12 protein-coding genes are annotated in these 14105 nt (G+C 70.6%); 1 reads left to right on the top strand and 11 read right to left on the bottom strand.

Features of this window, described 5'->3' with window-relative positions; genetic code table 11:
• Nucleotides 1–53 precede the first annotated feature (53 nt).
• The 7 genes from mreD to L7D48_RS00400 form a co-directional block, all read right to left on the bottom strand.
• The gene (mreD, locus tag L7D48_RS00430) at nt 54–755 is read right to left on the bottom strand and encodes a rod shape-determining protein MreD (RefSeq protein WP_237875893.1); all 702 of its coding nucleotides are present in this window, start codon (nt 753–755) and stop codon (nt 54–56) included.
• Between the two features lie 9 nt (nt 756–764).
• A complete protein-coding gene (gene mreC, locus L7D48_RS00425; RefSeq protein ID WP_237875891.1) occupies nt 765–1772 on the bottom strand; it encodes a rod shape-determining protein MreC in 1008 nt (335 codons plus the stop codon).
• Between the two features lie 129 nt (nt 1773–1901).
• The gene (locus tag L7D48_RS00420) at nt 1902–2921 is read right to left on the bottom strand and encodes a rod shape-determining protein (protein ID WP_206348846.1); all 1020 of its coding nucleotides are present in this window, start codon (nt 2919–2921) and stop codon (nt 1902–1904) included.
• Between the two features lie 284 nt (nt 2922–3205).
• Nucleotides 3206–3619: a nucleoside-diphosphate kinase gene (gene ndk / locus L7D48_RS00415; RefSeq protein WP_237875890.1), complete on the bottom strand. Its 414-nt coding sequence runs from the start codon at nt 3617–3619 to the stop codon at nt 3206–3208.
• 107 nt (nt 3620–3726) lie between these two features.
• Entirely contained in the window at nt 3727–4068 is a 342-nt protein-coding gene (locus L7D48_RS00410; RefSeq protein ID WP_237875888.1) for a DUF4233 domain-containing protein, read from the bottom strand.
• Between the two features lie 6 nt (nt 4069–4074).
• On the bottom strand, nt 4075–5634 hold the full coding sequence (locus L7D48_RS00405; RefSeq protein ID WP_374490507.1) for a folylpolyglutamate synthase/dihydrofolate synthase family protein: 1560 nt from the start codon (nt 5632–5634) through the stop codon (nt 4075–4077).
• Nucleotides 5635–5735: 101 nt separating this feature from the next.
• A complete protein-coding gene (locus L7D48_RS00400; RefSeq protein ID WP_237875886.1) occupies nt 5736–8384 on the bottom strand; it encodes a valine--tRNA ligase in 2649 nt (882 codons plus the stop codon).
• Between the two features lie 132 nt (nt 8385–8516).
• Between L7D48_RS00400 and L7D48_RS00395 the strand changes: the two genes are divergently transcribed.
• On the top strand, nt 8517–9470 hold the full coding sequence (locus tag L7D48_RS00395) for a hypothetical protein (protein WP_237875884.1): 954 nt from the start codon (nt 8517–8519) through the stop codon (nt 9468–9470).
• A gap of 85 nt (nt 9471–9555) precedes the next feature.
• On the opposite strand, the gene clpX is transcribed toward L7D48_RS00395, so the two are convergent.
• From clpX to tig, 4 genes are all read right to left on the bottom strand, one after another.
• Nucleotides 9556–10851: an ATP-dependent Clp protease ATP-binding subunit ClpX gene (clpX, locus tag L7D48_RS00390; RefSeq protein WP_206348773.1), complete on the bottom strand. Its 1296-nt coding sequence runs from the start codon at nt 10849–10851 to the stop codon at nt 9556–9558.
• 180 nt (nt 10852–11031) lie between these two features.
• Nucleotides 11032–11718 (bottom strand): ATP-dependent Clp protease proteolytic subunit, encoded by a 687-nt coding sequence (locus L7D48_RS00385; RefSeq protein WP_093654454.1) that lies wholly within the window; start codon nt 11716–11718, stop codon nt 11032–11034.
• 64 nt (nt 11719–11782) lie between these two features.
• On the bottom strand, nt 11783–12385 hold the full coding sequence (locus L7D48_RS00380) for an ATP-dependent Clp protease proteolytic subunit (RefSeq protein WP_177213868.1): 603 nt from the start codon (nt 12383–12385) through the stop codon (nt 11783–11785).
• Between the two features lie 253 nt (nt 12386–12638).
• Nucleotides 12639–14060, bottom strand: a complete 1422-nt coding sequence (gene tig / locus L7D48_RS00375) for a trigger factor (RefSeq protein ID WP_237875881.1) — start codon at nt 14058–14060, stop codon at nt 12639–12641.
• Nucleotides 14061–14105: the final 45 nt, after the last annotated feature.

Genomic DNA, 14105 nt, shown 5'->3' with positions numbered 1-14105 from the left:
CACAGTCGCCGCCGTCGTCACAGCCGCTGCCGCCGTCACAGTCGCCGTCGCCGTCACAGCCGCTTGACGCCCTTGATCCGCCCCGTCCCGCTCCTGGGGACGCGGGCCGTCAGGCCGCCGCGCCGGACGGCTCCAGCCCGGCCGCCGAGGCGGCCGGTGCGGCCGCGCAGCCCGCCGAGCCCTCCGGGGCCGAGCAGTCCGCCGTAGGTGCGGGCACCGTCGCCGGCGCTGCCGGCCGTGTCGGCGAGCGGGTCGTGCGCGGTGCGGCGGGCCAGCGCCATGACCACCGGGACGGTGAAGGGCGCGAGCAGCAGGTCGTAGATGGTGGCCGTGGTCAGCAGCAGGCCCAGGCCCACGTGGCGGGCCGCGGTGTCGCCGACCAGCGCGCCGACGCCGGCGTAGAGCAGGGTGGAGGAGAGCGCGGCGCCGGCCACGACGAGCATCGGGACGGTGGCCGAGCGGTGCTGGCCGTTCTCCGGCTTGGTCAGGCCGGCGGCGTAGCCGACGACGCACAGCACCAGGGCGTAGCGGCCCACGGCGTGGTCGGCGGGCGGCGCGAGGTCGGCCAGCAGGCCGGCCGCGAAGCCGACCAGGGCTCCGCCGGTGTGGCCGTAGACCAGCGCCAGGCCGAGGACGGTCAGCAGCAGCAGGTCGGGGACGGCGCCGGGCAGCTGGAGCCGGGCCAGCACGCTGACCTGGACCACCAGGGCGACGACGACGAGCGCGATCGAGAGCAGGATCCGGTTGGGGTGCATCGTTATCGGTCAGCTCCTGGAAGGGCTGGGTGCGGCGCTCCCGGAGGGAGCGGCGTCCGCGGAGGGGCCGGTGCTCGCCGAGGGGCCGGCGGCGGACGACTCGGCGGCGGCCGAGGGGTCGGCGGTCACCGTGACCGTCGGGGCGGGCCGGTCCTTCGGCTTGGGCGGGAGGACCGCGTCGCGCGGGTCGGTGCGCGGCGGCTTGACGACGACTCCGACGATGTCGAGCTTGGTGAAGCCGACGTACGGCCGCACCCGCACCGTCCGGGTGAGGCCGCCGCTGTGCGGGTCGACCCGGATGACCTCGCCCACCGGCACGCCGGGCACGAACGGCCGGTCGTTGCTGGAGCCGAAGGTGACCAGGCGGTCGCCCTTCTTCACCCTGGCCTTGCTGTTGAGGAGCTGGACGGTCAGCGCGCTGTCGCCGCGGCCGCCCGCGAAGCCGAGTTCGCCGGTGCCCTCCATCCGGGTGCCGACGGTGAAGTCGGGGTCGTTGGCCAGGAGCACGGTGGAGGTGCTCGGTCCGACGGTGGTGACCCGGCCGACGAGTCCGTCGCCGTTTATCACGGTCATGTCGCGCCTGATGCCGTCGTCGCGGCCGACGTCGATGGTGACGGTCCAGGAGAAGCCCTGGGCGGCGCCGATCCCGACGACCTGGGCGGCCTTGATGCCGTACTGCCCGGCGCCCGCGGTCCTCAGCAGTTCGTCGAGCTGCCTGACCCGGGCGTTGTCCCGGTCGGAGGCGGCGAGCCTCTGCTTCAGTTCGGCGTTCTCCTGCTCCAGTACGCTGATCCGGTCGTGGCGCTCGCCGGAGTCCCGTACGGCCGCGATGGCGTTGCCGACGGGGTCGACGGCGGTGGCGACGCCGCTCTCCACCGGGCCCAGGACGGACGCGGTCACCTGCCGCGCCCCGTCCAGCGGCGACCGCTCACCGCCGCGGATGTCCACCGTGATCAGTGCGAACGCGATGGCGACCAGCAGAACGAGCAGCAGCCGGCTCTCTCGTGTATCCCTCACGTGCGACGGCCGTGCCTTCCCTTGTTGGACTTGTCTGACCGTGGTGCCGCTCCGGTTTCCCGGGGCGCCCGCCGCCTTGCGGCCGCCGGCCGGGCGCCGGCGGCGTGGCGGGGGCCGCCCGGCCCGGCGTCACCGCCGCGGCTGGGCGTCGAGCACCTGCTGGAGCGCCTCGAACTCCTCGACGCACTTGCCCGAACCCAGCGCCACCGAGTCCAGCGGGTCCTCGGCGATGTGGATGGGCATGCCAGTCTCGCGCCGCAGCCGCTCGTCCAGGCCGCGCAGCAGGGCGCCGCCGCCGGTGAGGACGATGCCGCGGTCCATGATGTCGCCGGAGAGCTCGGGCGGGCACTTGTCGAGGGTGGTCTTGACCGCGTCCACGATGGAGTTGACGGGCTCCTCGATGGCCTTGCGGACCTCGGAGGCCGAGATGACCACGGTCTTGGGCAGTCCGCTGACCAGGTCGCGGCCGCGGATCTCGGTGTGCTCGTCGTCCTCCAGGTCGTACGCCGAACCGATCGTGATCTTGATGCTCTCGGCCGTGCGTTCGCCCAGCAGGAGGCTGTACTCCTTCTTGATGTGCTGGATGATCGCGTTGTCCAGCTCGTCGCCTGCCACCCGGATGGACTGCGCGGTGACGATCCCGCCCAGGGAGATCACGGCCACCTCGGTGGTGCCGCCGCCGATGTCGACGACCATGTTGCCCGTCGCCTCGTGGACCGGCAGCCCCGAGCCGATGGCGGCCGCCATGGGCTCCTCGATGATGTGCACCTGACGGGCGCCGGCCTGCGTGGAGGCCTCGATGACCGCGCGTCGCTCGACACCGGTGATACCGGAGGGGACGCACACGACCACCCGGGGGCGCGCGAGGTAGCGCCGCTTGTGGATCTTGAGGATGAAGTAGCGGAGCATCCGCTCGGTGATCTCGAAGTCCGCGATCACCCCGTCCTTGAGGGGGCGGACCGCCACGATGTTGCCCGGGGTGCGGCCGATCATCTTCTTCGCCTCGGCGCCGACCGCGAGGATTCCGCCGGTGTTGGTGTTGATGGCGACGACCGATGGCTCGTTGAGGACGATCCCGCGACCCCTGACGTACACCAGCGTGTTGGCGGTCCCGAGGTCGACAGCCATGTCACGGCCGATGAACGACATGTTGTTCGCCATGAGGATACGTCAGGCCTTCCGACTGGAGCGATGTGAGGGGAGGACGACAGCGTGCGCTGCGGGGCCCGGAGAAGTTTCCATCGTAGTCGCGCTCCTTCGAACGCGGTGAGAGGGTTCCTCCTCCGTCATTGTCGGCGGAACGCGGTTCATCCCCGTATGTGGTGACGTCGCGTCCGGGTGATTCGTTCCCCCGGGTGGAGGGCGAATTCACTTGGGGCGATCGAATTCCATCGATCGCCCCAGGTCAAGAGGTTCGCACTTATGACACGCCGTCAGGAGCGGGAGGGGAAGAAGATCTTCAGCTCCCGTTCGGCGGACTCCTCGGAGTCCGAGGCGTGGACAAGGTTCTCACGCACGATCGTTCCGAAATCCCCCCGGATGGAGCCGGGCGCTGCGGCGATCGGGTCGGTCGGGCCGGCCAGGGCGCGCACTCCCTCGATCACCCTCTCGCCCTCCACGACCATCGCGACGGACGGGCCGGAGGCCATGAACTCCAGCAGCGGCTCGTAGAACGGGCGGCCGACGTGCTCGGCGTAGTGCCGCTCCAGGGTGGCGCGGTCCAGCGTGCGCAGCTCCATCGCGCTGATCGTCCAGCCGGCCTTGCGTTCGATGCGCCCGACGATCTCGCCGATCAGGCCCCGCCTGACCGCGTCGGGCTTGAGGAGGACGAGGGTGCGCTGGCTCATGGTCGGCTGCTCCTTGGGACTTTCGCGTGAGGTACGGGCTTTCACAAGTGCTCAGAGGCTACAGGGAGCCCGCCCGCGCCCCGTCGGCACCCGTCACGCGGTGCGGATCAGGCGGCGCCGGCCCCCGCGGCCCTGCGGGCCTTCGCCTCGTCGATCACCCGGCCGAAGTGGATCGACGCCCACCACAGCCCGGCGAAGACCGCGCCGAGGAAGAACATCGCGGGGACGGCGAAACCGGAGGCGATCAGGCCGATCTGCAGCACCCAGCCGAGCTGGAGCGCGCCGGGCCGGCCGAGCATCCCGCACAGCAGCAGGCACAGCGCCATCGCCGTGCCGCCGACGGCCCACACCGTCCCCGCGGGCAACTCCCCCAGCCGCACCGCCACCAGGGAGGCGAAGCCGATGACGAGGAACTCACCGACGAGCGTGGACGCGCAGAGCGTACGCACCGTGTGTCACCTGTCCTTTCCGAGCAGCAGCCGGGCCTCGCCGACGGTGAAGACCGAGCCGGTGACCAGTACGCCCGCGCCGGCGTACTCGCCCTCCTCCTCGGCCAGGGTGATGGCCGCCTCCAGCGCGTCGTCCAGCCGGGGCTCGACCTGGATCCGCTCCTCGCCGAAGACCTCCACGGCCAGTGCGGCGAGTTCGTCCACGTCCATGGCGCGGGGGGTGGAGTTGCGGGTGAGCACGACCTCGGCGAAGACCGGCTCGAACGCCTCCAGCAGCCCCTTGACGTCCTTCTCGGCGCTGGGGGCGACCACGCCGACCAGACGGCTGAAGCCGAACGCCTCGGTGATCGCGGCGGCCGTCGCCTGGGCGCCCGCGGGGTTGTGCGCGGCGTCCAGCACCACCGTGGGACTGCGGCGCACCACCTCCAGCCGCCCGGGGGAGGCCACGGCGGCGAAGGCGGTGCGCACCGCGTCGATGTCCAGGGCACGGGCGTGCCGGGAGCCGATGCCGAAGAACGCCTCGACCGCCGCCAGCGCCACGGCGGCGTTGTGCGCCATGTGGGCGCCGTGCAGCGGCAGGAAGACCTCCGGGTACTCCCCGCCCAGACCGCGCAGCGTCAGCAGCTGCCCGCCGACGGCGACCTCACGGGAGACGACACCGAACTCCAGGCCCTCGCGGGCGACGGTGGCGTCCATCTCCACGGCCTTGCGCAGTACGACCGAGGCGGCCTCGACCGGCTGCTGGGCGAGCACGACGGTGGCGTCCCGCTTGACGATGCCGGACTTCTCCGCCGCGATCTCCTCGGGCGTCTCGCCCAGCCGGTCGGTGTGGTCCAGGGCGATCGGGGTGACGACGGCGACGGACGCGTCGATCACGTTGGTGGCGTCCCAGTTCCCGCCCATGCCGACCTCGACGACCGCCACGTCCACGGGCGCGTCGGCGAAGGCCGCGTACGCCATGCCCGTCATGACCTCGAAGAACGACAGCCGGTGCTCCTGGGCGGCGTCCACCATCTCCACGTACGGCCGCAGGTCCTCGTACGTCTCGATGAACCGCTCGGCGGAGATCGGCGCGCCGTCCAGGCTGATCCGCTCGGTCATGGCCTGCACGTGCGGGCTGCTGTAGCGGCCGGTGCGCAGGTCGAAGGCGCCCAGCAGGGCCTCGATCATCCGGGCGGTGGTGGTCTTGCCGTTGGTGCCGGTGATGTGGATGCAGGGGTAGGAGCGCTGCGGCTCGCCGAGCACGTCCATCAGCGCGGCGATCCGCGTCAGGGACGGCTCCAGCCTCGTCTCCGGCCACCGCCCCACCAGCTCGGTCTCCACCGCCCGCAGCGCCCGGTCCAGCTCCGGGTCCTCGGGCCGGGTCGGCAGCTCGCCGCCGCCGGCCGGACCGGCCTGGGTGCGCAGGGTGCGGCTGCCGGCCTCGATCACGGCGAGATCGGGGTCGCGGTCGGTCTCGGCGTCGATGATCTCGTCGAACCGCTCCAGGGGATCGCCGTGCTCCCCCTCCTGACCGGAGGCGTCGCCGGGGCCTTCGTGCGGGTCGTGCGGGGGCTGCTCACTCACCGTTTCAGTGTACGGAGACGGCGGTGGCCGCCGCGCCCGGGCCGGGCGCGGCGGCCACCGCTCTCTCGTCGTACTCGTCGTCCTACCCGCCTGCGGGCTTTCTAGGCCTGCGGCAGCGCCTCCAGCTGGGCGGAGATCCGGGCGATGTCCGCCTCGGCCTGCTCCCTGCGGGTGCGGATCTTGTCGACCACGTGGTCGGGGGCCTTGGCCAGGAAGCCCTCGTTGCCGAGCTTGGCCGTGGTCTGCGCCAGCTCCTTCTCGGCCGCCGCCAGGTCCTTGGCCAGACGCTTGCGCTCGGCGGCGAAGTCGATCGCTCCGGACAGGTCCAGCTCCACCTTCGCGCCCGCCACCGGCAGGGACGCGGTGGCCCGGAAGTCCTCGCCGGCCGGCTGCAGGCGCAGCAGGGAGCGGATGGCCGCCTCGTGGACGGCGAGATCGGTGCCTTCCAGGGTGAGACGGGCCGGGACGCGCTGGCCGGGCTGGAGCCCCTGGTCGGCGCGGAAGCGGCGGACCTCGGTGATCACCTGCTGGAGCGTGGCGATCTCCTGCTCGGCCGCGGTGTCGCGGAAGCCGGAGTCGGAGGGCCAGTCGGCGATCACCACGGACTCCCCGCCCGTCAGCGTCGTCCACAGCGTCTCGGTGACGAACGGCATCACCGGGTGGAGCAGCCGCAGCGTGGTGTCCAGGACCTCGCCCAGGACGCGGGCGGAGGCGCGGGCCGCGTCGCCGCCCGCGGCGAAGGTGGTCTTGGACAGCTCGACGTACCAGTCGAAGACCTCGTCCCAGGCGAAGTGGTAGAGGAGGTCGGAGAGCTTGGCGAACTGGTAGTCGTCGTAGTACGCGTCCACCTCGGCCACGACCGTGTTCAGCCGGGAGAGGATCCAGCGGTCGGTCGCCGACAACTCCCCGGGCGCGGGCAGATCGCCCTCGACCGTGGCGCCGTTCATCAGCGCGAAGCGGGTGGCGTTCCACACCTTGTTGGCGAAGTTGCGGGACGCCTGGACCCAGTCCTCGCCGATGGGGACGTCGACACCGGGGTTGGCGCCGCGCGCGAGGGTGAAGCGCAGCGCGTCGGAGCCGTAGGTGTCCATCCAGTCCAGCGGGTTGACCGCGTTGCCGAAGGACTTCGACATCTTCTTGCCGAACTGGTCGCGGACCATGCCGTGCAGCACGATCTGGTGGAACGGCGGGGTGCCGTCCATCGCGTACAGGCCGAACATCATCATCCGGGCGACCCAGAAGAAGAGGATGTCGTAGCCGGTGACCAGGACGGAGTTCGGATAGAACTTCTCCAGGCTCTCGGTCCGCTCGGGCCATCCGAGGGTGGAGAAGGGCCACAGGCCGGAGGAGAACCAGGTGTCCAGCACATCGCTGTCCTGGTACCAGCCCTCGCCGCTCGGCGGCTCCTCGTCCGGGCCGACGCAGACGGTCTCGCCGTTCGGGCCGTACCAGACCGGGATGCGGTGGCCCCACCACAGCTGGCGGGAGATGCACCAGTCGTGGAGGTTGTCGACCCAGCCGAAGTAGCGGGACTCCATCTCCTTGGGGTGGATGGCGACCCGGCCGTCGCGCACCGCGTCGCCGGCGGCCTTCGCCAGCGGTCCGACCTTCACCCACCACTGCATCGACAGCCGCGGCTCGATGGTCGTCTTGCAGCGCGAGCAGTGGCCGACGGAGTGGACGTAGGGGCGCTTCTCGGCGACGATGCGCCCCTCGGCGCGCAGCGCGCCGACGACCGCCGAACGCGCCTCCAGCCGGTCCAGGCCCTGGAACGGGCCGTGGGCGGTGATGACGGCGTGCTCGTCCATGACCGTGATGCTCGGCAGGTCGTGGCGGCGGCCGATCTCGAAGTCGTTCGGGTCGTGCGCCGGGGTGACCTTGACGGCGCCGGTGCCGAACTCGGGGTCCACGTGCTCGTCGGCGACGACCGGGATGCGCCGGCCGGTGAGCGGCAGCTCGATCTCGGTGCCGGCGAGGTGGGCGTAGCGCTCGTCGTCGGGGTGGACGGCCACGGCGGTGTCGCCGAGCATCGTCTCGGCGCGGGTGGTGGCCACGACGATGGAGTTCTCGCCCTCGCCGTATCGGATGGAGACCAGCTCGCCGTCCTGGTCGGCGTACTCCACCTCGATGTCGGAGATGGCCGTCAGACAGCGCGGGCACCAGTTGATGATCCGCTCGGCGCGGTAGATCAGCTCGTCGTCGTAGAGCCGCTTGAAGATCGTCTGGACGGCGCGGGAGAGCCCCTCGTCCATGGTGAAGCGCTCACGCGACCAGGCGACGCCGTCGCCCAGCCGCCGCATCTGGCCGGAGATCTGGCCGCCGGACTCCGACTTCCACTGCCACACCCGCTCCACGAACGCCTCGCGGCCCAGGTCGTGGCGGGACTTGTCCTCCTTGGCCAGCTCGCGCTCGACGACGTTCTGGGTGGCGATGCCGGCGTGGTCCATGCCGGGCTGCCACAGCGTCTCGTGGCCCTGCATCCGCTTGCGGCGGGTGAGGGCGTCGATCAGCGTGTGCTCGAAGGCGTGGCCCAGGTGCAGGCTGCCGGTGACGTTGGGCGGCGGGATGACGATCGTGTACGGCGGCTTGTCGCTCTTGGCGTCCGCCTCGAAGTAACCGCGCTCTACCCAGCGCTCGTACAGCTTCTCCTCCACCTCGGCCGGGACGTACTGGGTCGGCAGGTCGGCATGGGCGCTGTTCGACGGCTCCGCCCCCGCGGGGGTCGGGCTCTGCTGAGTGTTCTCGGTCACGACGGCCAGTGTACGGGCGGCCGGGCGGCGGTCTCGAACCGGTTTGGGGGTCCGGGTGACGGGGGAGCGCCGGGGTCCGCCAGGATGGGACCGCTCATTGATGAACGTGTCCGATCAAGGGGGAGCCCCAGCGTGTGTCACAACCAGCCGCCGCCGCAGCCCGGTCCGTACGGCCAGCAGCCCCCGCAGCCGCCGTACGGCGGCCCTCAGCCGGGGTACGGCTACCCGCAGCAGCCGGGCATGCCTCCGCAGGGGCAGCCGGGATACGGCTACCCGCAGCAGCCCGGTCAGGCCGGTCAGCCTCAGCCGGGCTTCCCCCAGCAGCAGGGCTGGGGACAGCCCGGTTACCCGCCGCCGCCCGGCGGCTACGTGCCCCCGCCCCCGCCGGGCGGGGGCGGCAGGGGCAAGGTGATCGGCGCCCTGGTGGCCGTCCTCGCGGTCGCCGGCCTGGCGGTGGGCGGCTACTTCGTCTTCTCCGGAGACGGCGGCGGCATCACCGACGACGGCAGGCGGTACAAGCTGGCCACGCCCGCGACGGTTCTGGGCGGCGAGTACACCAAGGCCGCCGACGACGGGGACGAGATGGACGCGGAGGACCTGGAGGAGATCAGGGCCCTGGGCGTCGAGAATCCGGAGTCCGTGGCCGCCAACTACGAGGCGGGCGACAACCCCGCGGCCCGGAAGCTGCTGACCTTCAGCGGTGTGTGGGGCGAGGTCAAGGACCCCGAGGCGGTCGTCGACGCCATGTTCGAGGTGATCGAGGAGAAGGCCAAGGAGGACCCCGGCGTGGGCGAGGGCGGCGAAGAGGGGACGGCCGAGCTCGTCGGCGAGCCCCGGCGGTTCACCCCCGAGGGACTGGAGAACGCGATCCTGAAGTGCCAGGAGGTCAGGTTCACCGGCGACGGCTCCTCCGAGGTCGGCCAGAACTTCACCATGCCCTACTGCATCTGGGCCGACCACAGCACCGTCGCCTACTCCGTGAGCACCGACGTGGCCGCGGTGATCACCGGCCGGAGCCTGCCCCTGGAGGAGGCCGCCGACCAGGTGGCGAAGCTCCGCAACGACGTGCTCGTCGAGGTCGGGTAGCCCGCACGGGGCCCGCTCGCGAACGAGGGCGGGGGCCGCCCGGATTCCCTCCGGGCGGCCCCCGCCGCATGTCGCCTGCCGCGCGCTACGCGCTCTTCTCGCGCGGCCCCTGCCCCTGGTCGCGCTCCCCGCGGGAGCGGGGCACCAGGGTGGGGTTGACGTTGGAGTGGACGACGTCCTCGGTGATCACCACACGCGCCACGTCCTTGCGCGAGGGCACCTCGTACATCACCGACATCAGGACCTCCTCCATGATCGCGCGCAGACCGCGCGCCCCGGTCCCGCGCAGGATCGCCTGGTCGGCGATGGCCTCCAGCGCCGGGCGGTCGAAGTCCAGCTCCACGCCGTCGAGCTCGAAGAGCCGCTGGTACTGCTTGACCAGCGCGTTGCGCGGCTCGACCAGGATCTTCAGCAGGGCCTCGCGGTCGAGGTTGTGGACGGAGGTGATGACCGGCAGGCGGCCGATGAACTCCGGGATCATGCCGAACTTGACCAGGTCCTCGGGCATGACGTCCTCGAACTGGTTGCTGGCCTCGATCTCGCGCTTGGAGCGGATCGTGGCGCCGAAGCCGATGCCCTTGGCTCCCGCCCGGGACTCGATGATCTTCTCCAGCCCGGCGAAGGCGCCGCCCACGATGAACAGCACGTTCGTGGTGTCGATCTGGATGAACTCCTGGTGGGGGTGTTTGCGCCCGCCCTGCGGCGGCACGGAGGCGGTGGTGCCCTCCAGGATCTTCAGCAGCGCCTGCTGCACGCCCTCACCGGAGACGTCGCGGGTGATCGACGGATTCTCGCTCTTGCGGGCGACCTTGTCGATCTCGTCGATGTAGATGATCCCGGTCTCGGCCTTCTTCACGTCGTAGTCGGCGGCCTGGATCAGCTTCAGCAGGATGTTCTCGACGTCCTCGCCCACGTAGCCGGCCTCGGTCAGGGCGGTGGCGTCGGCGATGGCGAAGGGGACGTTCAGCATCCGGGCGAGGGTCTGCGCCAGCAGCGTCTTGCCGGAGCCGGTGGGGCCCAGCAGGAGGATGTTGGACTTGGCCAGCTCGATGCCGTCGTCACGGCCCTGCGGGCCGCCGTTCTCCCCGGCCTGCACCCGCTTGTAGTGGTTGTAGACGGCGACGGAGAGGGCCTTCTTGGCGGCCTCCTGGCCGACGACGTACCCCTCGAGGAACTCGTAGATCTCACGCGGCTTGGGCAGTTCGTCCCAGCGCATCTCGGAGGTGTCGGCGAGCTCTTCCTCGATGATCTCGTTGCAGAGGTCGATGCACTCGTCGCAGATGTAGACGCCCGGCCCCGCGATGAGCTTCTTCACCTGCTTCTGGCTCTTGCCGCAGAACGAGCACTTGAGCAGATCGCCGCCGTCACCGATGCGTGCCACGAGGTGCTTCTCCTTCGCCTGGGATCCGTCGAGTTCCGCGAACCCGGGTGCTTGCTCTGGGCCTTGGCGGGGGCGGCCCCCGGACCCCCTATGACGGTACCTTGCCCGGCCCCCTGAATGGGCCCCCCTCGGACCGACTCGACCCGAGGGGGGCGGAAATGTTCGGGAGAAACCGCGGGCTCAGCCCAGCCCCACCGAGGTCTTGCGGGTGGAGATGATCTGGTCGATCAGGCCGTACTCCAGTGACTCCTCGGCGGTGAGGATCTTGTCGCGCTCGATGTCCTGGCTGATCTGCTCGATCGGCTTGTTGGAGTGCTTGGCGAGCATCTCCTCCAGCTGGGTGCGCATCCGCTGCACCTCGTTGGCGGCGATCTCCAGGTCGGAGACCTGGCCGCGGCCGGTCTCGCTGTAGGGCTGGTGGATCAGGATCCGCGCGTTGGGCAGCGCCATCCGCTTGCCGGGGGTGCCGGCGGCGAGCAGCACGGCCGCGGCGGAGGCCGCCTGTCCCATGCAGACGGTCTGGATGTCCGGCTTGACGAACTGCATCGTGTCGTAGATGGCCGTCAGCGCCGTGAAGGAGCCGCCGGGGCTGTTGATGTAGACCGAGATGTCGCGGTCGGGGTCCATCGACTCCAGGCACAGCAGCTGCGCCATGACGTCGTTGGCGGAGGCGTCGTCGATCTGCACGCCGAGGAAGATCACGCGCTCCTCGAAGAGCTTGGCGTACGGGTCGTACTCCCGCACGCCCTGCGAGGTGCGCTCCACGAAACGCGGAACGACGTAGCGGGACTCGGCCGACGGCCCGGTGTAGCGGGCCTCGAGGCGGTCGTGGATCCCGGCCCCGGGGAAGCTGTGCTGACTGTTCATGTGGCTGTACACCGTTCTGGAGAGATGGACTGGCTGCGGTGTCGAGCTGCGGGACGTCAGGCGCTCACGCGCCCGTACCGCCGCCGCCCGGAAGCTGCGTGGCGGAGCCGTAGACCTCGTCGATCAGGCCGTACTCCTTGGCCTCCTGGGCGGTGAACCAGCGGTCGCGGTCGGCGTCGCGGGTCCACTGCTCCTCGCTCTGGCCGGTGTGCAGCGCGGACAGCCTCGTCATCTTCTTCTTGGTGCGCAGGAGCTGCTCGGCGTGGATCTTGATGTCCGAGGCCGAGCCCGCCAGGCCCGCGGAGGGCTGGTGGATGAGGATCTCCGCGTTCGGCAGGGCGAAGCGCTTGCCGGGGGTGCCGGCGCTCAGCAGGAACTGGCCCATGGAGGCGGCCAGACCCATGGCGATGGTCACCACGTCGTTCTTGATGTACTGCATGGTGTCGTAGATCGCCATGCCGGCCGTGATCGAGCCGCCCGGGCTGTTGATGTAGAGGTAGATGTCCTTGTCCGGGTCAGCGGCCAGGAGGAGCAGCTGAGCGGTGATCTTGTTGGCGATGTCGTCGTCGACCGGCTGGCCGAGGAAGATGATCCGCTCGTTGAGCAGCCGGTTGTAGACCTGGTCGCCGAGGCCACCGATGGTCGGCTCGGTGGCGGCGGAAGGCATCGGAAGCGTCACGTGTCCACCTGCTCGTATACGGACGGCCGCGTCTGCCGCAGGGCCGTCTCTGGGGTCTTCGTCTGTACTTGGACCCTAACGCGCGGGTCCGACTGCGCCATCCCGGTCCGAGAACTGTTCGCTGTTAGCGCAGGGAGCGTTCCCGCAGGTGGAACCGGCGTGTTCCGCCGTACGCGAACGGGCCCGCACGCGGTGTCGCGCGCGGGCCCGTTCGGCCGGTCGTGGGGCGTGGCCCCTCCGGTCAGCCCTCGGACTTCTCGCCGCTCTGCCCGGCGGACTCGGCGGAGGCGTCGTCGGCGGAGGCGTCGTCGGCGGAGGCGCCTGCGGCCTCGCCGGACTCCTCCTCGTCCTCCTCGTCCTCCATGGAGACGGTCTCACCGTTGGTGTCGGTGACCTTGGCGGCCTCGACGACGACCGCGAGGGCCTTGCCGCGGGCGACCTCGCCGACGAGCATCGGCACCTGGCCGCCCTCGACGACGGCCTGGGCGAACTGGTCGGGGCTCATGCCGGAGGACTGGGCACGCCGCATGAGGTGCTCGGTGAGCTCCTCCTGGTTGACGTTCAGCTTCTCCTTGTTGACCAGCTCGTCGAGGATGAACTGGGTCCGGATGCCCTTCTCGGCCTGCTCCTTGAGCTCGTTCTCGAACTCCTCCTCGGACTTCTCCTGCATCTTCAGGTAGGTCGCGAGGTCCATGCCGAGCTGCGAGAGCTGGTGGTTGACCAGGTTGTGCTTGCGGGTGTTGATCTCGTCCTGGAGGAGCTTCTCCGGGACCGGGACCTCGACCAGGGAGATGAGCGCGTCGAGCACCTTCTCCTGGGCCTGGGTGGCCTGGTCGTACTTCTTCATCCGCTCCAGGCGCTTGCGGCTGTCGGCCCGCAGCTCCTCGAGGGTGTCGAACTCGCTGGCCATCTGGGCGAAGTCGTCGTCCAGTTCGGGCAGTTCGCGGGCGGAGACGGAGGTGACGTCCACCTTGACCTCGGCCTCGCGGCCCGCGGCGGAGCCGCCCTTGAGCTCGGAGGTGAAGGTGGCGGAACCGCCGGCCTCCAGGCCGGTGACGGCCTCGTCGATGCCGTCCAGCAGCTCGCCGGAGCCGATGGTGTAGTCGATGCCCTTGGCGACGCCGTCCTCCAGGACCTCGCCGTCGACGCTGGCCTCCAGGTCGATCTTGACGACGTCGCCCTCGGCGGCGGCGCGCTCGACGACGGTGGTGGAGGCGAAGCGCTCACGGAGCTGCTCGACCGACTTGTCCACGTCCTCGTCGGTGACCTCGACGGCGTCGACGGTGACCTCGATGCCGGAGTAGTCCGGGATCTCGATGGAGGGGCGGACGTCCACCTCGGCGGTGAACGCGAGGAGCTCGTTGTCCTTGAGCTCGGTGATGTCGACCTCGGGCTGGCCGAGCGGGCTCAGCTCACCCTCCTCGACGGCGTCCTGGTAGAGCTTGGGAAGCGCGTCGTTGACGGCCTCCTCCAGGACCGCGCCCCGGCCGAACCGCTGGTCGATCACCCGGGCGGGAACCTTGCCCTTGCGGAAGCCGGGCACGGTGACCTGCTGGTTGATCTTCTTGTACGCCGCGTCGAGGCTGGGCTTGAGCTCCTCGAAGGGCACCTCGACAGTGAGCCGAACCCGGGTGGGGTTCAGGTTCTCCACGGCGCTCTTCACGGTCGGTCTCCTTGGGGGCTGACTGCTGGGACTTCGTACTTCTTG

The organism is Streptomyces sp. ICN903, assembly GCF_022015835.1.
Taxonomy (GTDB): Bacteria; Actinomycetota; Actinomycetes; order Streptomycetales; family Streptomycetaceae; genus Streptomyces; species Streptomyces fenghuangensis.
The sequence above is the reverse complement of the archived record's forward strand: the minus strand, read 5'-3'. Positions and strand labels throughout refer to the sequence as shown.